The sequence below is a fragment of the Streptomyces sp. NPDC030995 genome (assembly GCF_055571215.1).
In genome coordinates this window covers 41,602-60,464 of the sequence record NZ_JBVIFS010000035.1, presented here as the reverse complement: position 1 = coordinate 60,464, position 18,863 = coordinate 41,602, and the positions used below count along the sequence as shown (strand labels likewise).

Sequence of the window (18,863 nt, the reverse complement as noted above, 5' to 3'; positions counted from 1 at the left end):
TCACTTCTCCTCCGTCGCCTGCGGACCGGACCCCTGCAGTTCTGTGGATGGATCGCCGGGTGTGTCATCGTCGTCCGCGATCACGAAGAGGTTGCGGCCGCGGCGGCTCGATCCGAGGGAGGCAGGCTGAGACGGCCTCGGTGGCCCAGCCGCTTCGCGCCGCCGACGCCGATGGGCGTCCAGACTCCGTGTGGCCTTCCGGGCCCGTTCCCGCAACGGCAGCTCTGCTTCAGGCACACCGACGGCGGCCAGCAGCGGCGACTCGCTCCGTTCCTGCGGTTGTGGTCGGTCCGCAGCGGCTGCCTGGGCCTGGGCGATCTCCCGCGCCTGCTGCATGCGCTGGGACTTGGTCATCTGGGACGGCCAGCTCTCGACCGGATCGACCGCTCCCAGCATCTCCAGAAGAAACGGAACGAGCTCGGTGTCAGAGCGCGGCTTGAGTCCTGCTTCTCGTACTCGGTTGAGAAGTTCTTCAACCCGGGTATCCCCGAAGGCCGGGATCTCGCCCTCCGGCGGCAGGCCCGTCCAGCGGAGGGCGTGCCACTTGTGTGTGTCGGGGTCCTGGAAGTACACCACCCGCCGGTCCCGGGGTTCGCGGTGAATGACCCACTGCTGTTTGTACCGGCCGCCTCGCGCCGATTGCCGGTCGGGACGGTGCAGCAGCTCGGCGTCGTACCAGAGACCTTTGACCTTCACGCCTCGCCGGTAGATCCGCTTCACATGATGCTCGGGCAGAAAGCGGTAGTACGTCTCCGGTGACGGGATGTCCAGGTCGAAGCCCTCCTGAGCGAAGGAGGCAGCGAATAGAGTGTTGGGGCTGTGATCACCGCCCGGATCCCAGCTGGGTGCGAACTCGGCGAGCCTGCGGTTCTGCCAGGTCTTCACGACCCAGGTCGCGATGAAGTGTTCCATCTCGGTGAAGGTCAGTACCGCGTCACCCTCCGGGTCGGCGCCACGGTCGGCAACATCGATTCCCGTGTAGCCGGGCAGCTTCTCGAACAGCAGCGATCGGATGCTGCCAAAGACGCGCTCCACCGCGCTCTTGTCCTGCGGGCGCAGAACACGAGCTGGCAGGATCCGGCATCCCATCGCCTCCTGAACATCCACGAGATGGTGGTTGCGGTAGACAGAGCCATGGTCGGAGGTGATGGTCTCGGGGGTGAAGAACGGCAGTGCGGCCACCTTGTGCCCTGCGAACTCGGAGACCACTGCGGCCGGCAGCCCGGGGTAGGGCCACTCCATGTCCTCGCCCCACTCCGCCCGCATTGGCAGCGGCAGCATGACGTCCCGCAGGACCATCGCGACGTCCACAGAGGAGTCCGACACAAGCGTGAGCCGGAAGGCGCAGATGGAGTGGGTGTATACGTCGAGCGCCAGGGTGAGGTGGACAGTGACCGGATCCCCGAAGACGTTCTCGCGGACCATCACCGGGAGGATCGTTGTGTCCAGGGCGACGACCTGGCCCGGCCGCGTCACGAGCACATGTCCGTTCTTGGTGGGCAGTTCAGCCGAACGCTGGTACCGCGGTCGGGCGCCACCCGGCCCGAACCACTCTTTCCACACCCGCAGCAGGGTGTGATAGCTCGGGACCTCAATCTCAGCGTCCTTGAAGGTCTCCCGCACATAGCGCTGGATCATGATCTCGCGGGTTCGTGCGCTCACCCGGGAGCGGTGCAGCGTCTCCTGCCTCACTGCGAAGATCGCCTCACGGACTTCTTCGCAGATGCTCGGGTGTCCTCCGCTGGCCCGCAGCCACCGGTGATCGGCACAGCCGATGACGCCGTACTTCCTGCGCCGGCGTTCCCACCGTTCAAGCGTGCGCACTCCGACGTGGGCGACGCCCAAGAGCAGTCTGGTCTCCTCGGGCCGCAGCGCCGACAGCTCCGCGGCCTTCGCCGCCCGTCGCTCGGTCAGCGTCGTGCGGTCCGGGTCGTACTCGGGACGCGGCTCACCCGGCTCAGGGCGGAACTGATCACCGCTGCGGAAGCCGCACTTCACCTCCATCAGGTGGGCGAAGCGCTGTTCCATCAAGGGGCGCTTCTCCGGCTTCACATCGCTCCATGTGGCCGGTTGACGCCCTCGGTCCGCTCCTTCCGCAGCCGTGCGTGACGACGGCCTGCAATTCGGGTCGTTGACCAAGAAGCGGAAGCTCACCCGCTGACGATCACCGTCCGCCCGCACCAGGTGGACCCGCCCCAGATGCGGCTCCTGCCGCTCGACCAGCCACTCCACGCCGTTGAGCACAATGCCTGCTCCGGGTGAGAGGTCCAGGGCTGCTGACGCGTTCATGAGGTACCTCCTGCCAGAACCACTCGCGACCTGTCCGTCAGCGGAAGAGAAAGGTCGATCCCGAGCCTGCGGTGCCACAACAGGTGCAGCAGATGAGCCCGGGCCACCGGCCAGTACGTCTGAGCGGCCGCCAGCTCTCCGAACGTCACGCCCTCTGCGGCGTGGGCGAGCAAACCGGCCTGGACCCCGAGCACGTCACGCGTCGGACGACGCCTTCCGTACATCGCGCCGAGCGTGGACCGCACCTGCGGACGCCACTCGGCCACGACCGTGTAGTGCCACCCGCAAGCCACTGCCACTTCCTCGGCCGCCGCGAAAGACTGCAGGTCCTCGGGCTTGATCAGGGGCCTGGGCCGCACATCGATCAGCCAGGTGCCCGTCTTCGTGACCGCGAAGAAATCGGGCGTGTGCTTGCGCCATTTCTCCGCGGTGCGAAACCGAATGCACAGCGGCTGCGACAGCACCTCGACCAGATCACCGGCAAAGTCCATTGCCACCAGCAACTGATCCTCTTCGAGGCTCTCGAATGCGTGCAGCCGCCCGGTCGCCAGCAACGGTCCCAGGCCAGGCCGATGCCTCTGATCTCGCCGCCAGGTGAAACCCCGCATCGGGCCGCGACCCGCCACAGGGACCTGCCCCAGATGGCGTACCGGGCCCGTCACCTCGTCCCCGGCGTACCTCCACGTCGCGGTCCACCGGTTCACCCAGCCGTCGGACAGGTCCAGGGCATCCCGCCCCGCATCCAGCGAGACGGGCACCAGCAGATCCGTCCATGTACACCGGTGGGACCACAGGGAACCGAGCTCGTACGGAAACGGAGCCTTATTGCCAGCCGACCCAGATACGCCCTCGGTTTTGCTCATGCCCCCAGGGAAGCTGCTTGCCTCCTGGCAGGGAGGCGATCTTCGAAGTTGGCGACAACTTGGCTGCAAAGAGCGCTGAGCACGTCAGGAACGATGCGAATCCGACGACAGATGTCGCGCTCAGGGCCTCAAGAAAGGCCAGGTCGGCACCCGAAATTACGACACCTGTCGTGCTCAGTCACAACTCGTTCCAGAGGGGGACCACACGGCAAGTTCTCCGCCGGGCATCGAGATGAAACGCCATCCCCGTGGTCCTGTGACCTGCCAGGCTTCGAACGACGCGTCGGCCGGACACGTCAGATGTATGCCGCTGTCGAACACCATCCGCAGGGCGCCGGACTTGAACGCGACCGCGGACAGGACCTTCGCCCCGAACAGCGGAAGGGCCGCAGCCACGTCCTGGGACTCCGGCGTCAGAGGCAGGCCGGGATTGGTGTGGACCGACCCCGCCGAGAGCCGGGCCGGTGCTTCCAGCACGACTTCCCACCCCGCCTCCAGGACGAGGGTCAGCCGGAAGTCGATGCCGATCCTGACGACGCTCAGGCCTCGGAGGTTCAGGACCCACTGGTCCTCGTGCCCGACCGGTTCCGCTTCAGCGCTCATCGCGGTCCCAGCGGAGGGCGGCGATCGTGGCCGGGACGGCTATGAGCGCCGAGAGGGCCACCGTCATCGCCGCCGCCGTCCAGCCGTCCCAGACGCTGCCGGACAGGAAGCCCGAGGCGAGGGGGACGATCACCACGCCCGCCCACTTCGACGGGCCGAACCGGACCCGGGGTGCGAAGGGGCGGTTCGCGGCGCCGGCGCGGGCGCGGCGGGCGCAGCCGAACGAGGCGATGAAGGCCACGACCGCCAGCCAGACGCCGATCAGGCTGATCCCGACGGACATGGCGGGGTCCTCGTCCGGGAGTCCGGGGAGCGTCTCGCGAACCCCCTTGTGGCTGACGGCGACCAGGATGTTCCGCCAGGTCGTGACCTCCACCGGGTCCCCCGGCTCGACGCGCTCCGCCAGCGCGCCGTCCGGATCGAGGTTCAGGGGCCGATCGGCGGGGGCCGGGACAGGGGCCCGCAGCCGCACTTGGTAGATCACGGCCCTGGCGCTCTTGGCGTACTGGGCGGATTGGGCCGTTCCGCGGATCGTGCGGAGGCAGTCCTTCGTGGTGCCCGCCGCCGGCTCCTCGGCGCAGGGCCGCGCGTTCAGGAAGGCCTGCTCAACGGCGATCTCCCCGGGGACCGCGAGGCTCGGGACCGCGGACAGCGCCAGCAGCACCAACCCGAGCAACCCGCAGGCCACCGCACCCAGCCCCGCCGGCCCTGCCTGCCCCGCCTGCTCCGTCGTTCCCACGGTCATCCCCGTCGCCCCCCATGCCCCAGTCGGTGCCAGAGCCCCGCGAAGGAACTCTCCTGGAGCTACGACGGCTCCTGGCCACGCCCGGTTCGAACAAGACCGCTGAAGATCCGTGAGCTCAGCCACTGAAGCCGAGCGCCAGGGCGACGACGGCCGGGGCCGCGTACATGACCGGGAAGACGGCGTGTGCGTACGCCTTCGCCCGGAACGTCGTGATCACGGCCCCGGCGAAGTAGAGGGCGATCCCGACCGCCGCGGCGACACCGATGAACGGCACGAACACGCCGACCACGAGACCCACGGCCCCGGCCGCCTTGGCGACCCCCAGCCAGGTCCACCACGAGCGCGGGACCCCGTACTCGGCCAGCGGCCCGACGACGTACTCGGCCTTGGCGAAGACCGAGTAGGACGAGAAACCGACCATGAGCGCGCCGACCAGAGCGAAAACAACAGCGGTGGTGGACATCCGGGCTCCCCTCGGACGGGCGCCGGTGCGATCCTCGCTCCGGTCAGGTTTCCCGCCTGCTTCACTCCTCTGACCCGCCGTACGAGGCCGATGTGACAGCCCGCCGAAGAAAAAGCCGAAGAAAAATTTCGTGGCGGTGCCGCGGTCGCCCGGGCCGGCTCAGGCCGTGGCGATGACCACCGTCGCGTAGAGCTCCTCCGAGGTGGCCACCCGGGTCGTGAGGCCCGCCGAGGTCAGGGCCGCCGCCGTCGACGGGCACTGGCGGGCGCTCGTCTCGATCAGGAGGTGGCCGCCCGGGGCCAGCCAGGGCAGGGCTCCCTCCGCGACCCGGCGGTGGATGTCCAGGCCGTCCCGCCCGCCGTCCAGGGAGACCAGCGGCTCGTGGTCCCGCGCCTCCGACGGCATCAGGTCGATCTCCTCCGTGGGCACGTACGGGGCGTTGACCACCAGCACGTCCACCCGGCCCCGGAGGGAGGCGGGGAGCGGCTCGTACAGGTCGCCCTCCCACACGCTGCCGCCGTACGGGGCCACGTTGCGCCGCGCGTACGCCAGCGCGGCCGGGTCGATGTCCGCCGCGTGCAGCTCCGCCCCGCCCGGGAGGCGGGCCGCCACCGCCGCGCCCAGGGCGCCGACTCCGCAGCACAGGTCGAGCACCACCGCGCCGGGCCGGGCCAGCGCCACCGCCTCCTCGACCAGGAACTCGGTGCGCCGGCGCGGCACGAAGGCCCCCGCGCCCACCTCCATGCGCAGTCCGCAGAACTCCGCCCAGCCCACCACGTGTTCGAGCGGTTCACCGCCCACCCGGCGGGCCAGCAGCTCGGCCAGGTGGGCGTCGTCCCGAGCGGCCCCGTTCAGCAGCTCCGCCTCTTCCTCCGCGAAGACGCAGCCCGCCGCGCGCAGGGCTTCCACCAGTGACATTGAATGCGTCAAAAACCTCAGTCCTCATTCGTGAAAGAGCGTGACGTCCAAGCCGTCCAGCCGGGCCGGATCCGCGAGGATGTCCATGGCGACGATACGGTCGTCGCCCACGGTGAAACCCATGTCCCGCTGCCGGAAGGGGTCGGCCTCCGGCTCCGGCGCCCCGCCCCGCACCCGCCGCCGGGCCCGGATCGCCAGCTGCCGGGCCGCCTCCGGACTGCGCTCCACGATCGGCCCGATCTCCTCGAACGGCATCCCGAACAGGTCGTGCAGGACGAACGACATCCGCTCGGCGGGCGCCAGTTGGTCCAGTACGACGAGCAGCGCGAGCCCGACCGAGTCCGCGAGCAGCCCGTCCTGCTCCGCCTGCACCAAGGGCACCGCGGGCACCGCGGGCACGCCGTTGCGCGCCCTCAGCCGGTCCAGGCAGACCCGGGCGACGACTCCGGTCAGCCAGTCGCCCAGGCCGTGCGGTTCGCCGGCGTCCGTGCGCTCCAGGAGCCGGCGGGCCTCCTGGACGGCGTCCTCCGCCGCGGCGTCCGAGCCGAGCATCCGCAGGGCCACCGCGCGCAGTTGCCCGCGGTGCTCCTCGAACCGCGCCGCGAGGTACTCCCCGTCGCCCGTGCCACTCGCCATCGCCCTGGCTCCCCTCGCCCGTCCATCCGTCCAACCGTCCGTCCGCCCCTGTTGTCTCACTGACCACACGGAGCCGACGAATGTGACGGAACGGAAGCGGCCTCAGAAGACGTCCGGGCACCACGGGCGGCGCGCGGTACGGAACACCGCGTCCGCCAGCGCGACCGCCCCCGGCCGCTCCTCGGCCACCCGCCCGAGCGCGGCCAGCCGCACCGCCGACTCGTCGCCGAGGTACAGGGAACCCAGCGCGGACACGTCCAGCCGCAGGTCCGCCGGCTCCTGCGTCCGCGCGCACTCGCCGCTGCCCGCGTCCAGCCGGTAGCGGCCCGCGGCCGGCCCCGCCGCGTCCGTCACCTCCAGGACGAGCACCCCCGGCACCTCGTACGTCCGCGCGCGCAGCGCCCGTACGACGTCCAGCACCCGCACCCACAGGAAGTCCGCGCCGGTGACCACCCGGGCCGAGCGTGGGTCGGGCAGCAGGTGGGGGACGAGGTCGTCGGGGGCCCGGTAGCCCGTGCGGACCTTGAGCACCCAGTCGATGGAGCACAGGAACTGCCACAGCGCCCGCTGCGCCTGAGGGGTGGCCGCCAGCAAGTCCCTGACCTGCACGGTGTTCTGCGGAACCTTCGCGTCCGTCCAGTGGTCGTCGGCCATGTAGAGGGCCAGCCCGGCCACCTCCCCCGCCGCCGTCCGGTACACGGCGTGGAACTTCGGCCTGTGCGGGCGGTACGAGACCTCATCCAGGCCGGTCACCGTGTTCCACCAGCGCTCGTACCGGCTCACCATGCCGGGCGTGACCGCACGCAGCCGCGCGTGCAGCTCCGGGCCGATCCGCCGGACCTCGGCCTCGTCCACCATGTCGATCCGCCCGCCGTCCGCGGGCGCGGACTGCCGCAGGTCCAGTCCGGTGCGCGGTACGTCGATCTCCCATTCCGAGACGGAGGCGGCGGGCCCGAACCCGTACCGCCCGTAGATCCGGTACTCGGCGGCGATCAGCGTCGCCAGCACGTCGCCGCGCGCCTCGGCCGCGGTGAACTCGGCGGCCATCATCCGGGTCAGCAGGCCCTGGCGGCGATGCGTGGGCAGCACGCCGACGCTGGAGATCGCGGTGGCCGGGACGGCCGCCCCGCCGGGCACGGTCAGCTCCTGCGCGAAGGAGCGGAAGGCCGCCACGCAACGGCCGGTGTCGGTGTCGAACGCGCCCTGGATGCGGGCGAGCTCGTTGTACTTGGCCCACTGGGCTACGTCGGACTCGGTCGCTCTGGCGGCGGTCAGGAAACCGGTGTTCACGGTTCGCAGCCAGTCGGGGAGTTCGGATTCGGCGATCGGCCGGACGTCAGCACTCATAGCGAGCCACGCTAATCGTCCGCCCGGCGCCCGTCGCCCGAATTTCGCCGGGCCGGCTTCCCTCCCCGGCGCCCGCTCAGGCCAGCAGGTCGTCCACCTGCGCCTCGCCCTCCCGGTAGCGCCGGGTGATCTCCGCGGTGCAGTCGTCCACCGTGCGCTGGAGCTGCTGCCGGCGCCCCGAGACCTGCTGCTCGTAGCGCACCAGCCGCCCCATCCCGTCGTGCAGCTCGCCGTCGGTGCGGGCGCCCAGGTCCGAGAGCTCCACGTCGGCCAGCATCTCCGCCGCCAGCAGCCGGTACTCCTCGCTCTGCGGGGTGCCGAGCGTGACGTGCCGGGCGGAGGCACTGCGGCTGGAGGGGGCGTCGGCGAGGATCACCGAGAGCCGGTCCACCACCGGCGCCTCGGGATCGGTCCGCCGGGCGAGTTCGGCGCGCAGGATGTCAATGCGGCCCTGGAGCAGTCTGCGTACGTAGCTCAGATCGGCCTCGTCGCGCTGCGCGTCACGGCGCAGCGCGCGCAGCTCCGGCAGTCCGAGCGCGGTGGTCGGCGTCACCGCCTCGCGCGTCTCGGCCGTGCGCTGCGCGGGCGGTCGTACCGCGGCAGCTGCGACGGAAGCGGGTGATGCAGGTACGGAGGTACCAGAATGATTCATACGAACGAAGTCCGTCCCCTCGACCGGTGCGGCGCACCCGCACCGCCTGCGTGCATCGTGCCACTCTCCGTGGCCCCCATGCAGTCCCACTCCACCCGATCGGCCCCGGACGGATGCAAGCCTGGTACACAGGTGGTATGCGAGCAGTGGTGCAGAGGGTGGACGGCGCGAGCGTCGCCGTGGGCGGCGAGACCGTGGGAGAGATCGTCGGCGAGGGGCTGTGCGTCCTGGTGGGGGTGACCCACGACGACACCCCGGAGAAGGCGGCGCTGCTGGCGCGCAAGCTCTGGTCGGTGCGGATCCTGGAGGGCGAGAAGTCCTGCAGCGACGTGAACGCCCCGCTGCTGGTGATCTCCCAGTTCACGCTGTACGGGGACGCCCGCAAGGGCCGCCGCCCCACGTGGAACGCGGCGGCGCCCGGCCCGGTGGCCGAGCCGCTGGTGGACGAGGTCGTGGCGCAGCTGCGCGAGCTGGGCGCGACGGTGGAGACGGGCCGGTTCGGCGCGGACATGCGGGTCTCGCTGACCAACCACGGCCCGTTCACCATCGTCATCGACATATAGCGCGCGGCCACATGGGGCGCGCGGCGGTTACGGCGCTACGACGACCTCTTGCGCGGCGGCCGTCTTGCCGGCCAGCAGCGGCGCGTCGACCGGCACGTTCCGCTTGACCAGCGCGAGGGCGATCGGGCCCAGCTCGTGGTGGCGGACGGCGGTGGTGACGAAGCCCAGCTGGCGGCCCTCCTCCCCGTCGGCGGCGAGCCGGACGGGCGCGCCGTGCGCCGGGAGCAGCACCTCGGAGCCGTCCAGGTGCAGGAAGACCAGGCGGCGCGGGGGCTTGCCCAGGTTGTGCACGCGGGCCACCGTCTCCTGGCCGCGGTAGCAGCCCTTCTGGAGGTGCACGGCGGTGCCGATCCACCCCAGCTCGTGCGGGATGGTCCGGTGGTCGGTCTCCAGGCCGAGCCGCGGCCGGTGCGCCTCCACGCGCAGGGCCTCGTAGGCGAGGAGGCCCGCGGCCGGGCCGTGCGAGGCGGCGAAGGCTTCCAGCTCGGCGCGGGGCAGGAAGACGTCACGGCCGTGCGCGGTCTCCCGTACGACGAGCTCCTTGGCGACCTCGGCGATGGAGCCGGCCGGCAGGTGCACGACCGCGAACTCCTCGGTGCGGTCGGCGACTTCGACGCGGTAGAAGAACTTCATGGCCTCCAGGTAGGCGATCAACTCCCCCTGGGTGCCGGGCTCCACGTGCACCCACGTGGTCTCGCCGTCGTCGACGAGGTACAGCGCGTGCTCGATGTGGCCGTTGGCGGAGAGGATCAGGGCCTCGGTGGCCTGCCCGGCCGGCAGCTCGGTGACGTGCTGGGTGATCAGCAGGTGCAGCCAGCTCAGCCGCTCCGGTCCGGAGACGGTGACGACTCCGCGGTGCGAGAGGTCGACGAAGCCGCGCCCGTCCGCGAGGGCGCGCTGTTCGCCGTACAACTCGCCGTAGTGGGCGGCGACGCCCTCGTCACGGCCTTCGGCCTGCACGGCGCCGGGGAGATGGAGCAAAGGGCTGCTGGTCATGGGACCAAGCCTACGACCCGGCCGGGAAAGGGCCAGGCCCTACGGCTGACCGGCACGGTGTTCGGCGGCGCACTTCGCGCACTGTCCGAAGATCGCGAAGTGCTTCATGTCGGTCTCGAAGCCGAAAGTGGTCCGCAGCTTGGCCGTGAACTCGGCGGCGATGTCCACGTCCGCCTCGATGACCTCCTCGCAGTCGCGGCACACCAGGTGGATGTGGTGGTGCCGGTCGGCGAGGTGGTAGGTGGGGGCCCCGTGCCCGAGGTGGGCGTGGGAGACCAGCTTGAGCTCCTCCAGGAGCTCAAGGGTGCGGTAGACCGTGGAGATGTTGACCCCGGAGGCCGTCTTGCGCACCTGCGCGAGGATCTCGTCCGGGGTGGCGTGCTCCAGTGCGTCGACCGCTTCCAGCACAAGCTGGCGCTGCGGTGTCAGCCGGTAGCCGCGCTGCCGCAGGTCGGTCTTCCAGTCGGTGCCTTCGGTGCTCTCGGTGCTCACCACCCGCCCAGTCTAAGCGCGAGAAGGGGACCGCGGGCGGCTCGCCCGCGATCCCCTTCGTGCACAGCCTGTGGACCGGTCAGCGGAAGAAGGCGATGCCGTCGTCCGGCATGTCCGGGAGGTTGCGCGCCATCTCGGCGACCTCCTCGGGCGTGACGACCTTCTTGAGCTGGGCCGACATGTACGGACGGAGCTCGACGTCCGGGGTGGCCTTCTCGCCGACCCACATGAGGTCGCTCTTCACGTAGCCGTAGAGCCGCCTGCCACCGCTGTGCGGGCGGGCCGCGGCGGTACGCGCCACCGCGTCGGTGACCAGGTCGATCTGGGGCTTCTGGTCGGCGAGATCGCCGTACCAGATCTCGACGACGCCCTGGTCGCGGACCATGACGATCTCGACCCTGCGCTGGCTGTCGATGCGCCAGTAACCCGACTCGGACTCCAGCGGCCGCACCTTCTTGCCCTCGGCGTCGAGGACCCAGGTGTGGGAGGAGTACTCCAGGAAGTCCCGGCCGTCGTGGCTGAAGACGACCTCCTGGCCGAAGTTGCACTTCTCCTCACCCGGGAAGTCGAAAACGCCCGCGCCCTCCCAGTTGCCGAGGAGGAAGGCGAGGGGGACGAGGCCCGGGTTCAGGTCGGACGGAATCTGGATCATGAATGGCTGCTCAGGCGATCTGTGGGAGGGGTTCCGGGGCGGTCTGCTGAGCGCAAGCTCAGCGCTGACCCTGGTACAGCTTCTTGACGGCCAGGCCGGTGAAGGCCATCACGCCGACGCAGACCAGGACCAGCAGGGAGGTGAAGACTGCCTCAAGCACGGGGTGCTCCTCGGAATTCGTTCGGGGGGTACGGGCCGGTCCCCAAGCCTACTGGCCCGGGGACCGGCGCACTGTGTGAGGTGGGCCGTACCACCCGCCGGCCCTGCGGCCGGGCACAGCGGCCGGGCACGGCGGCCCGGCCGCGGTCGGCCCGCGGATCAGCGCAGCAGCTGGTCCTGGAGGATCACCGTCTGGTGGAAGGGGACGGTGGCCACCTCGCCCTTGCGGGTCTGGAGGACGACGGCCTGGAGGTCACCCACCCGGGCGCACCCGGCCTTGACCTGCTCGTCACCGGGGGCGCCGGCCTCCGCGAAGAGGGTCGTGCCGCGGATGTCCGGTGCGGGCTGGCTGTCCCTGACCCGGGTCCAGGCGGGGTCCGCCTCCAGCCCGTTGACGCCGTTCAGCTTCATGGTGAGGCCGCAGCCCTCGAAGGCGTCCGCGAAGCCGGAGGAGTGGAAGCGCAGCAGGTAGATCCGGGTGCGGGTGCCGTCCGGCATCACCCAGCCGCGGGCCACGATCTGACGCAGCCCGTCGTCGACGAAGCCCTGCTTCAGCTCCTCGCGGGCGGCGGGGTCGTACTCCTCCAGGAAGGTGTCCGTGGACACCATCTGGTCCTTCTCCAGCTTCAGCGCGGGGTCCTGCGTGGACCCCTTCGGGGCCGGGAGGAGGAGCTGTGCGGCGGCCGCGAAGTGGATGCCGTCCTTGTTGTCCGGGGCGAAGGGCTGGGCGGCGCCGGCCGGCAGCGTGGGCTTGGCCAGCGCCGGGAAGACCCAGCGGCCGTCGTCCTTCGTGGACAGCCCGGGGACGTCGGTGCGCTCGGGCTGCATGATCCCGTACGCGACACCCGTGCCGGCGACGGCGAAGACGGCGACGGCGGCGGTCCAGCGCAGGGCGGCGAACAGCTTGCGGCGGTCCTTGGGCGCGGGGGCGGGCGCGGGGGCCTGCGGCGCTTCGGCGGACTCGGGAGCCTCGGCGGCCTCCGGCTGCGCGGGTGCGACGCCGCTGCCGGGGCTCTGCCCCAGACCCCGCGCCTCAAACGCCGGCGGGGCCGAGTTGTCCGCCTCGGTGGTGTTCTGCTCGGTCACACGGACTCCCCGGGAGACTTCAGGTGGGTCAGCTGGTTCTTGAAGAACGCCGCTGCGTCGGAGCTGGAGAAGGGCTTGGGCCCGTACGCGCGGAAGTCGACCATCACATCGCCCTGGACCGCCACGCAGCTGAGCGAGTCGATCTTCTCCTTCTTCTCCTCCCCGATGGCGAGGAGCGAGCACTTGGCGTCCGGGAAGCCGTCCACCTTCGGTGCGTCACGGCCGTCACCGATGAAGTCGAGGACCTTCTTGGAGACCTCGGAGAACTTGCCGAGGGCCTGCGGGTCGGCCTGCATGATGCGGACCTCCAGCACCATCTGGCCGCCGCCCTTGCTGTAGCTGCGCCCGGCCAGCCCCTTGAGCTTCAGCTCGGCCAGCGCCTCGTCGCGCTTCTTGCGCTCGGTGCTGGACAGACCCTTGAGGGAGCCCTTGAAGCCCTCGACGGCGCTCTCGCCGGAAACGAAGAAGTTGTTGCCGTCGGCGGCGAGGTCGGGGCCGAGGGTGAAGGTGGTCGGCACCGGCAGCAGCTTGCCCGACAGGTCGTTCGGCGGCACGGGAGCCGGCGTCTCGGGATTCGCGGGGTGCTCGCCGCCGGCGGACCAGTAGCGGGTGGGCGAGGTCCGGTCCGCGTCCCCGATCGCGACGGCGCCCCATGCGCCACCGGCCACGAGGAGGGCCGCGGCCACGCCGGCCGCGATGAGGGCGACCTTCTTGCGGTCGACCGGGCGCGCGGGCTTCACCGGGGCGGGAGCCGCCCACGGCCCGGCCTCGACCGGAGCGGCGGGGGCAGCGGGGGCTTCCGGGGCCGCCGGGGCCGCCGGGGCCACTGCGGCTTCGGGAGCCACCGGGGCTTCGGGAGCCACCGGGGCCTCGGGAGCCGGGGCCGGGGCCGGAGCCGGGTTCGTCTCGTTCTGCGGCTCGCTCACAGTCGCTCCAGCTGTCGCTTGGCCAGGTCGATGACGTCGCTCTCGGAGACCTTGCCCCGGTTCTCGGCGTAGAAGATCTCCAGGACGATGTCGCCGCGGCGGGCGATCGCCCGCGCCTCGCGGACCGGGTAGTACCCCGGCTTCTCGTCCATCTCCGAGTGCACCCACACGTGCCCGAGCTCCCCCGAGATGCCGGGGATGTCCACGCCCTCGTTGCCCGCGTACTTCTTCTGCGGCATGTAGCGCGACTGGTCCTTCTGGTAGTCGTCCGCGTCGGCGCGCTCGTTGAACTGGATCAGGTTGACCTGGACGAAGACGTGCTCGCCGTCCATCCAGCTCGTCGACGCCATGCGCCGTACGCGGCTGTTCGCGAGGTGCGTGAAGCCGATCTCCGGCTCCTCGAAGGCCACCGAGAAGGCGTCGAGCGAGTCGTAGCCCGCGCCGTTGACCTTGGCCCCGCCCGGCGCCTCGATCAGCAGCTTGCCGAGGTCGTCGTCGGTCTTGTGCCAGCGGTTGGCGTTGATCGTCTTGTTCGTGGTGGTGTCGTTCGGCGCGAGCGCCTTCGGCGACACCAGGTGCTGCTGGGCCAGCGGCGGCAGCTCGGTCGGCTCGCGGTGGTACTGGACCGCGTAGCCGGTGACGGCCCCGGCGAGCACGCCGAGTACGGCCATGCCCGCGATCAGGAGCGTCGTACGTCCCCGGCGGCGGCGCGGCGCCTCGGCCGTGGCGACGGCGGCGTCCGTGTCAGCCGTGGCAGCAGCGGTGGGGACCAGGTCCGGAGTGTCCAACTCCGGTGCGGTCTCCTCCTCTTTCCGCTGCTCAGGGATGGTCTGTTCGTGTTCCAAAGGAGTCCCCCCGCAGGACTGGAGAGCGCAGATCGATTACCCGCGCGTACCCATGACCCGCCCCGGGGGGAAGCAGTTGTATGAATGCTTATTACATTCTTATCTCACGGGGTTTCAGTCCTCGCGGCGCCGTTTTCCGTCCAGTTCGTCCCACCACTCGTCGGACTTCGGATCGCCCGAGGGGTCGTCCCACCAGCGGTCGTCCGGCCCGCGCCGGTTGGCGATGATCGCGGCGACCGGCGGGATGACCATGGCGACCACGCACATGGCCACCGCCGCCTCCACCGACAGCAGGCGCACGAAGGTCCAGGCGGAGACGAAGAGGAACAGGCATCCGCCCATGAGCAGGAAGTAGACGCGTCGGCGCCGGGCGTACATGCCTTCAGGGTAGGACCGCGGGCCCGCCGCGCGAAGGGCCCGCGACGGCACGAAGGGCCGCACCCCGATCCAGTGGCGTCCAACCCCCGGGGGTGCGGCCCTTCGGCCGATCAATCAGGCGATCACACGGGCGGTGCTCAGACCGCGATCGCCACGTCCGTCACGCCGCCGGCCTCGGCGACCACGACGGCACGGTCCGCCTGGGCACCCGGGACGAGCGCCCGCAGCGTCCAGGAGCCGGTGGCGGCGTAGAAGCGGAACTGGCCGGTAGCCGAGGTCGGGACCTCGGCCGTGAACTCGCCGGTTGAGTCCAGCAGCCGCACGTAACCGCTGATGGGCTCGCCGTCCTTGGTCACCTGACCCTGGATCGCGGTCTCACCGGGCTTCAGCGTGGCGAGGTCGGGCCCGCCGATCTGTGCTCCACACATGTTCTCTGTCCTGTCCTAGAGAGGTCGTACCACGGGGCGTCGCGTGCCCGGATTACTTGTTGGGGCCGAGCTCGATCGGCACGCCCACGAGCGAGCCGTACTCGGTCCACGAGCCGTCGTAGTTCTTGACGTTCTCCTGGCCCAGGAGCTCGTGCAGCACGAACCACGTGAGCGCGGAGCGCTCACCGATGCGGCAGTAGGCGATGGTGTCCTTCGCCAGGTCGACCTGCTCGGCCTCGTAGAGGGCGGTCAGCTCGTCGTCCGACTTGAAGGTGCCGTCGTCGTTGGCGTTCTTCGACCACGGGATGTTGCGGGCGCTCGGCACGTGGCCGGGGCGCTGCGACTGCTCCTGCGGGAGGTGCGCCGGGGCGAGCAGCTTGCCGGAGAACTCGTCGGGCGAACGGACGTCGACCAGGTTCAGGGAGCCGATCGCGGCCACGACGTCGTCGCGGAAGGCGCGGATGGAGGTGTCCTGGGCCTTGGCCTTGTACTGGGTGGCCGGGCGGTTCGGGACGTCCTTGCCGTCGACCAGGTCGCGGGAGTCGAGCTCCCACTTCTTGCGGCCGCCGTCGAGGAGCTTCACGTCCTGGTGACCGTAGAGCTTGAAGTACCAGTAGGCGTAGGACGCGAACCAGTTGTTGTTGCCGCCGTAGAGGACGACGGTGTCGTCGTTGGAGATGCCCTTGGCGGAGAGGAGCTTCTCGAAGCCCTCCTGGTCCACGAAGTCGCGGCGGACCGGGTCCTGGAGGTCGCTCTTCCAGTCGATCCGGACGGCGTTGGTGATGTGGTTCTTGTCGTACGCGGACGTGTCCTCGTCCACCTCGACGATGACGACGTTCGCGTCGTTCAGGTGGGCCTCGACCCAGTCGGCGTCTACGAGGACGTCGCTGCGGCTCATGGTGTTCTCCTCCGGGGCAGTGTGCGGCGGGGCGGTGCTGGTGGTGCTGCGTTGCTGCGTGCCTAGGGGTGCGCTCGAGATCCTGAACGGGGAGGCGTCAGGGGTTCGGGAGGCAGGTGCGGTCACGCGGGAAGGGCCGTGGGGCCGTCGTCCGGGCTGATGGAGCGGATGCGCTCGCAGGTCACATGGATCGACAGAGCATGGCGGCGACGCGACACAGGTCTACTGCCCGTCGCTTCGTGAGGTCCGCCTGCTGATGCTTCATAGCCATGGATCGTAGGGACGAATCAGCCGCCCTGTCACCGGTGTGTCATATTCCGAGACAGGATCGTCCGAATACTGGGATACGAGTCTCCCGGACGGCCGCCGCGCCGCCCCTGGGACCCGCCGTACGGCCCGCCCTTCTGCGGATCGGACCGCCCCGTCTCACGATCCGGCCACCACCACGTTCGAACCGCCCAGAGTGAGGTGCACACCGGTCTCGTCCGAGGTCAGGGAGGAGAGCTGGAGCCCGGCCGGCATACCGCCGTCGAGACTGCGGTCGAAGTCGGTCTTCCTGCGGATCAGCTTCTCGACCCCGGGTATGCCCTCGCCCGGCACCTCGTCCGCGCGCACCCGGACGAGCTTGCCGCCCTTTCCGTCCGGCGCGTCCACGAGGGTGATGGTCGACACCACGTCGCGCGTCAGGGTCTTGCCCATGACGTCCACCGCCGCGGTGACCCGCACCTTGCCCGGCGCCCCGCCGTAGGAGAGGGTCGCGCCGGTCTGCGAGGCCGCGGTCAGGTCCGCGTACGTGATGAGGCCGGTGCCCTCGGCCCGCTTGGCGGTGCCGCCGCCGTAGTCCCCGTCCAACTTCACGCTGTGGAAGCTCGCGTCGAGCTCCGAGAGGCGCGTCTTGCGGCCGTCCGCCATGACCTCGACGCCCCGGAGCTTCAGGTCGACGCGGTCCAGGTCATGGCTGAACGCCTGGGTCAGGAAGGGGAATCCGTGGATCTCCAGCTCCGAGCTGCCGGCCAGGCCCTGCCGGGCCTGGATCCGGTCGGCCAGCCGGCCCTCCACGTAAGTGACCGCCAAGCGGTCCAAGCCCGCGAACACGGCCCCCAGCACCACTCCGATGATCACAACGATGCGCAGAGCACGCACGTGCCCTCCCCCTGCTAGTCGGTACGTGCGTTCTAGTTGACCATGCCCCTTGTCGGGCAGGGATCAGCCCACCACCCGGCCGATCAGGTACACGGCGGGAGCGGCGGCCGCGAGCGGCAGCGCGACACCGGCCGTCATGTGCACGAACTTCGACGGGTAGTCGTACGCCGCCACGCGCAGTCCGATCAGCGCGCACACCCCGGCCGCGAGGCCGAGCAGCGCCCCGCCCACCCCGACGGAGGTCAGCCCGCCGACCGCGATGCCGGCGCCGGCGGCCGCGGCCAGCGAGACGCCGACCGAGGGGACGGTGGGCAGCGGCAGCGCCCGGGCGAAGACGGCGACCGCGACGGCGGCCGCGCCGACCGTGACGGCGGCGGAACCGGCCGCCAGGTAGCCCGCGCAGACGATGGCGAGGGCGGCCGAGGCCACCGAGGCCATCAGGCCGTACATCCGCTCGTCGGGGTCCGCCTGGCTGCGCAGCTGGAGGACGAGGGTGAGCAGCACCCAGGCTCCGAGGGTGCCGATGATCGCGCCGGGGCCGTACGTACGGTCCACCGCGAGCACCGCGCCGTCGGCGACGACCGCTCCGACGAAGGCGAGGGCGATGCCCTGGCGGGCCGGCCACATGCCGTTGAGGCGGAACCAGCCGGCCGCGGTGAGCCCCTGGAGGGCGATCAGCGGCACGAGCAGGGCGAGCTGCCCGAGGGCGGCGGCCACGGCGAGCAGCAGCCCGAGGGCGGCGGTCAGTATGGCCGGCTGCGGGCCGGGGTCGATGATCGGCGACCGGCCCTCGGCGCGGGCCTGGGCCGGGTCGACGGCGCGCAGGGTGTTGCCGGCGAGGGTGGGCGGGGACCAGGACGTCACCTCGACCTCGACCTCGGCCTCGGCCGCTGCCGCCGCCGCGTCCGGCGTGGCCGCCGGGGCGGGGGCGGCCGCCTGGGGCGGGAGGTAGGCCGTCTGCTCGGCGGCCGCCTCCGGCTGGTAGGGCGGGAGGTAGGCGGTCTCCTCGGCAGCAGCCGGGGCCGGGGCCGGGACCTCGTCCCGGAACCAGCCCTCGGGCACGGCGGTCTGCTGCTGCGCAGGGCCGGGATACGGCGGCAGGTACGCGGTCTCCTCGGCGGAGGCGGGAGCCGAAGCCTGGGCGGCCGCGTGGCGGCCGCGTGGCGGCACCGCGGTCTGCTGCCCGGGGCCGGGCACCGGCGGAAGGTAGGCGGTCTCCTCGGCCGGGGCCGACTGCTGCGCGGGGCCGGGACCCCGGGGCCAGTCCTGGGCCGGAACCGGGGCCGGGGCCGGGGCCGGGGCCGGAACCTCGTCCCGGAACCAGCCCTCGGGCACGGCTGCCTGCTGCTGCGCAGGGCCGGGATACGGCGGCAGGTACGCGGTCTCCTCGGCGGAAGCCTGAGCCGGAGCCGAAGCGGCCGCGTGGCGGCCGGAGTACGGCGCCGCACCCTGCTGTTCCGGGCCGGGGTAGGGCGGGAGGTAGGCCGTCTCGGCGGCCGCGGCCGGCATCCCGGCACCCTGCGACCAGTCCTGGGCCGGGGCGGGAGCCGGAGCCTGGACCTCGTCCCGGAACCAGCCCTCGGGCACGGCGGGCTGCCGGACTTCGGCCGGGGCCTGGGCCTGCTGCTGCGCCGCCGGACCGGGGTACGGCGGCAGGTACGCGGCGTTCTCCTCGGCGGAGGCCGCGGCCGGGGCCTGGGCAGCGTACGAGTCGGAGCCGCCCGGCCAAGGCACACCCGGACCGCCGGCCGGAGCCGCAGGCGCACCCGCACCCGCACCCG

22 protein-coding genes are annotated in these 18,863 nt (G+C 71.2%); 1 reads left to right on the top strand and 21 read right to left on the bottom strand.

The window, feature by feature from the left end:
• The 9 genes from ACZ45T_RS33305 to ACZ45T_RS33265 form a co-directional block, all read right to left on the bottom strand.
• On the bottom strand, positions 1-2,289 hold the full coding sequence (locus ACZ45T_RS33305; RefSeq protein WP_468447865.1) for a transposase: 2,289 nt from the start codon (positions 2,287-2,289) through the stop codon (positions 1-3).
• Positions 2,286-3,152 (bottom strand): TnsA-like heteromeric transposase endonuclease subunit, encoded by an 867-nt coding sequence (locus tag ACZ45T_RS33300; protein ID WP_468447864.1) that lies wholly within the window; start codon positions 3,150-3,152, stop codon positions 2,286-2,288. Before ACZ45T_RS33300 ends, ACZ45T_RS33305 begins: the two co-directional genes overlap by 4 nt.
• Before the next feature lie 174 nt (positions 3,153-3,326).
• The gene (locus ACZ45T_RS33295; RefSeq protein ID WP_468447863.1) at positions 3,327-3,755 is read right to left on the bottom strand and encodes a DUF6188 family protein; all 429 of its coding nucleotides are present in this window, start codon (positions 3,753-3,755) and stop codon (positions 3,327-3,329) included.
• Positions 3,745-4,500 (bottom strand): hypothetical protein, encoded by a 756-nt coding sequence (locus tag ACZ45T_RS33290; protein WP_468447862.1) that lies wholly within the window; start codon positions 4,498-4,500, stop codon positions 3,745-3,747. Before ACZ45T_RS33290 ends, ACZ45T_RS33295 begins: the two co-directional genes overlap by 11 nt.
• Before the next feature lie 115 nt (positions 4,501-4,615).
• Positions 4,616-4,963, bottom strand: a complete 348-nt coding sequence (locus ACZ45T_RS33285) for a DoxX family protein (protein ID WP_468447861.1) — start codon at positions 4,961-4,963, stop codon at positions 4,616-4,618.
• Between the two features lie 159 nt (positions 4,964-5,122).
• Complete coding sequence (locus ACZ45T_RS33280; protein WP_468447860.1) at positions 5,123-5,881, bottom strand: putative protein N(5)-glutamine methyltransferase; 759 nt, start codon at positions 5,879-5,881, stop codon at positions 5,123-5,125.
• Between the two features lie 24 nt (positions 5,882-5,905).
• The gene (locus tag ACZ45T_RS33275; RefSeq protein WP_468447859.1) at positions 5,906-6,517 is read right to left on the bottom strand and encodes a sigma factor; all 612 of its coding nucleotides are present in this window, start codon (positions 6,515-6,517) and stop codon (positions 5,906-5,908) included.
• A 102-nt stretch (positions 6,518-6,619) separates the two neighbouring features.
• On the bottom strand, positions 6,620-7,864 hold the full coding sequence (locus ACZ45T_RS33270; protein ID WP_468447858.1) for a GNAT family N-acetyltransferase: 1,245 nt from the start codon (positions 7,862-7,864) through the stop codon (positions 6,620-6,622).
• 76 nt (positions 7,865-7,940) lie between these two features.
• Positions 7,941-8,516, bottom strand: a complete 576-nt coding sequence (locus ACZ45T_RS33265; RefSeq protein ID WP_468447857.1) for an RsiG family protein — start codon at positions 8,514-8,516, stop codon at positions 7,941-7,943.
• 137 nt (positions 8,517-8,653) lie between these two features.
• On the opposite strand from ACZ45T_RS33265, the gene dtd reads away from it, so the two are divergent.
• A complete protein-coding gene (dtd, locus tag ACZ45T_RS33260) occupies positions 8,654-9,079 on the top strand; it encodes a D-aminoacyl-tRNA deacylase (protein WP_468447856.1) in 426 nt (141 codons plus the stop codon).
• Positions 9,080-9,106: 27 nt separating this feature from the next.
• Here the strand turns inward: dtd and ygfZ are convergent, their stop codons facing one another.
• The 12 genes from ygfZ to ACZ45T_RS33200 form a co-directional block, all read right to left on the bottom strand.
• Positions 9,107-10,075, bottom strand: a complete 969-nt coding sequence (gene ygfZ / locus ACZ45T_RS33255; RefSeq protein ID WP_468447855.1) for a CAF17-like 4Fe-4S cluster assembly/insertion protein YgfZ — start codon at positions 10,073-10,075, stop codon at positions 9,107-9,109.
• A 39-nt stretch (positions 10,076-10,114) separates the two neighbouring features.
• Positions 10,115-10,570: a Fur family transcriptional regulator gene (locus tag ACZ45T_RS33250; protein WP_468447854.1), complete on the bottom strand. Its 456-nt coding sequence runs from the start codon at positions 10,568-10,570 to the stop codon at positions 10,115-10,117.
• Between the two features lie 76 nt (positions 10,571-10,646).
• The gene (locus tag ACZ45T_RS33245) at positions 10,647-11,219 is read right to left on the bottom strand and encodes a heme-binding beta-barrel domain-containing protein (protein WP_468447853.1); all 573 of its coding nucleotides are present in this window, start codon (positions 11,217-11,219) and stop codon (positions 10,647-10,649) included.
• 318 nt (positions 11,220-11,537) lie between these two features.
• Complete coding sequence (locus tag ACZ45T_RS33240; protein WP_468447852.1) at positions 11,538-12,464, bottom strand: hypothetical protein; 927 nt, start codon at positions 12,462-12,464, stop codon at positions 11,538-11,540.
• Positions 12,461-13,390, bottom strand: coding sequence for a hypothetical protein (locus tag ACZ45T_RS33235; RefSeq protein WP_468447851.1), 930 nt, complete (start codon positions 13,388-13,390; stop codon positions 12,461-12,463). Before ACZ45T_RS33235 ends, ACZ45T_RS33240 begins: the two co-directional genes overlap by 4 nt.
• The gene (locus tag ACZ45T_RS33230) at positions 13,387-14,235 is read right to left on the bottom strand and encodes a hypothetical protein (RefSeq protein WP_468447850.1); all 849 of its coding nucleotides are present in this window, start codon (positions 14,233-14,235) and stop codon (positions 13,387-13,389) included. Before ACZ45T_RS33230 ends, ACZ45T_RS33235 begins: the two co-directional genes overlap by 4 nt.
• A gap of 114 nt (positions 14,236-14,349) precedes the next feature.
• The gene (locus ACZ45T_RS33225; RefSeq protein ID WP_468447849.1) at positions 14,350-14,613 is read right to left on the bottom strand and encodes a DUF3099 domain-containing protein; all 264 of its coding nucleotides are present in this window, start codon (positions 14,611-14,613) and stop codon (positions 14,350-14,352) included.
• A gap of 137 nt (positions 14,614-14,750) precedes the next feature.
• Positions 14,751-15,041, bottom strand: a complete 291-nt coding sequence (locus ACZ45T_RS33220) for a DUF1416 domain-containing protein (protein ID WP_007265476.1) — start codon at positions 15,039-15,041, stop codon at positions 14,751-14,753.
• 52 nt (positions 15,042-15,093) lie between these two features.
• The gene (locus tag ACZ45T_RS33215; RefSeq protein ID WP_079405364.1) at positions 15,094-15,939 is read right to left on the bottom strand and encodes a sulfurtransferase; all 846 of its coding nucleotides are present in this window, start codon (positions 15,937-15,939) and stop codon (positions 15,094-15,096) included.
• A 181-nt stretch (positions 15,940-16,120) separates the two neighbouring features.
• Entirely contained in the window at positions 16,121-16,204 is an 84-nt protein-coding gene (locus ACZ45T_RS33210; protein WP_350206375.1) for a putative leader peptide, read from the bottom strand.
• A 161-nt stretch (positions 16,205-16,365) separates the two neighbouring features.
• Positions 16,366-17,082, bottom strand: coding sequence for an LmeA family phospholipid-binding protein (locus ACZ45T_RS33205; protein ID WP_468447848.1), 717 nt, complete (start codon positions 17,080-17,082; stop codon positions 16,366-16,368).
• 63 nt (positions 17,083-17,145) lie between these two features.
• On the bottom strand, positions 17,146-18,591 hold the full coding sequence (locus ACZ45T_RS33200) for a hypothetical protein (protein WP_468447878.1): 1,446 nt from the start codon (positions 18,589-18,591) through the stop codon (positions 17,146-17,148).
• Positions 18,592-18,863 lie beyond the last annotated feature (272 nt).

What these genes read in the sequence shown, in the direction of transcription:
- ACZ45T_RS33270 (WP_468447858.1), bottom strand. Translation starts at nt 7,864, where the DNA reads ATGAGTGCTGACGTCCGGCCGATCGCCGAATCCGAACTCCCCGACTGG.
- ACZ45T_RS33280 (WP_468447860.1), bottom strand. Translation starts at nt 5,881, where the DNA reads ATGTCACTGGTGGAAGCCCTGCGCGCGGCGGGCTGCGTCTTCGCGGAG.
- ACZ45T_RS33225 (WP_468447849.1), bottom strand. Translation starts at nt 14,613, where the DNA reads ATGTACGCCCGGCGCCGACGCGTCTACTTCCTGCTCATGGGCGGATGC.
- ACZ45T_RS33215 (WP_079405364.1), bottom strand. Translation starts at nt 15,939, where the DNA reads ATGAGCCGCAGCGACGTCCTCGTAGACGCCGACTGGGTCGAGGCCCAC.
- dtd (WP_468447856.1), top strand. Translation starts at nt 8,654, where the DNA reads ATGCGAGCAGTGGTGCAGAGGGTGGACGGCGCGAGCGTCGCCGTGGGC.
- ACZ45T_RS33285 (WP_468447861.1), bottom strand. Translation starts at nt 4,963, where the DNA reads ATGTCCACCACCGCTGTTGTTTTCGCTCTGGTCGGCGCGCTCATGGTC.
- ACZ45T_RS33200 (WP_468447878.1), bottom strand. Translation starts at nt 18,591, where the DNA reads ATGCCGGCCGCGGCCGCCGAGACGGCCTACCTCCCGCCCTACCCCGGC.
- ygfZ (WP_468447855.1), bottom strand. Translation starts at nt 10,075, where the DNA reads ATGACCAGCAGCCCTTTGCTCCATCTCCCCGGCGCCGTGCAGGCCGAA.
- ACZ45T_RS33265 (WP_468447857.1), bottom strand. Translation starts at nt 8,516, where the DNA reads ATGAATCATTCTGGTACCTCCGTACCTGCATCACCCGCTTCCGTCGCA.
- ACZ45T_RS33220 (WP_007265476.1), bottom strand. Translation starts at nt 15,041, where the DNA reads ATGTGTGGAGCACAGATCGGCGGGCCCGACCTCGCCACGCTGAAGCCC.
- ACZ45T_RS33275 (WP_468447859.1), bottom strand. Translation starts at nt 6,517, where the DNA reads ATGGCGAGTGGCACGGGCGACGGGGAGTACCTCGCGGCGCGGTTCGAG.
- ACZ45T_RS33295 (WP_468447863.1), bottom strand. Translation starts at nt 3,755, where the DNA reads ATGAGCGCTGAAGCGGAACCGGTCGGGCACGAGGACCAGTGGGTCCTG.
- ACZ45T_RS33290 (WP_468447862.1), bottom strand. Translation starts at nt 4,500, where the DNA reads ATGACCGTGGGAACGACGGAGCAGGCGGGGCAGGCAGGGCCGGCGGGG.
- ACZ45T_RS33300 (WP_468447864.1), bottom strand. Translation starts at nt 3,152, where the DNA reads ATGAGCAAAACCGAGGGCGTATCTGGGTCGGCTGGCAATAAGGCTCCG.
- ACZ45T_RS33210 (WP_350206375.1), bottom strand. Translation starts at nt 16,204, where the DNA reads ATGAAGCATCAGCAGGCGGACCTCACGAAGCGACGGGCAGTAGACCTG.
- ACZ45T_RS33305 (WP_468447865.1), bottom strand. Translation starts at nt 2,289, where the DNA reads ATGAACGCGTCAGCAGCCCTGGACCTCTCACCCGGAGCAGGCATTGTG.
- ACZ45T_RS33245 (WP_468447853.1), bottom strand. Translation starts at nt 11,219, where the DNA reads ATGATCCAGATTCCGTCCGACCTGAACCCGGGCCTCGTCCCCCTCGCC.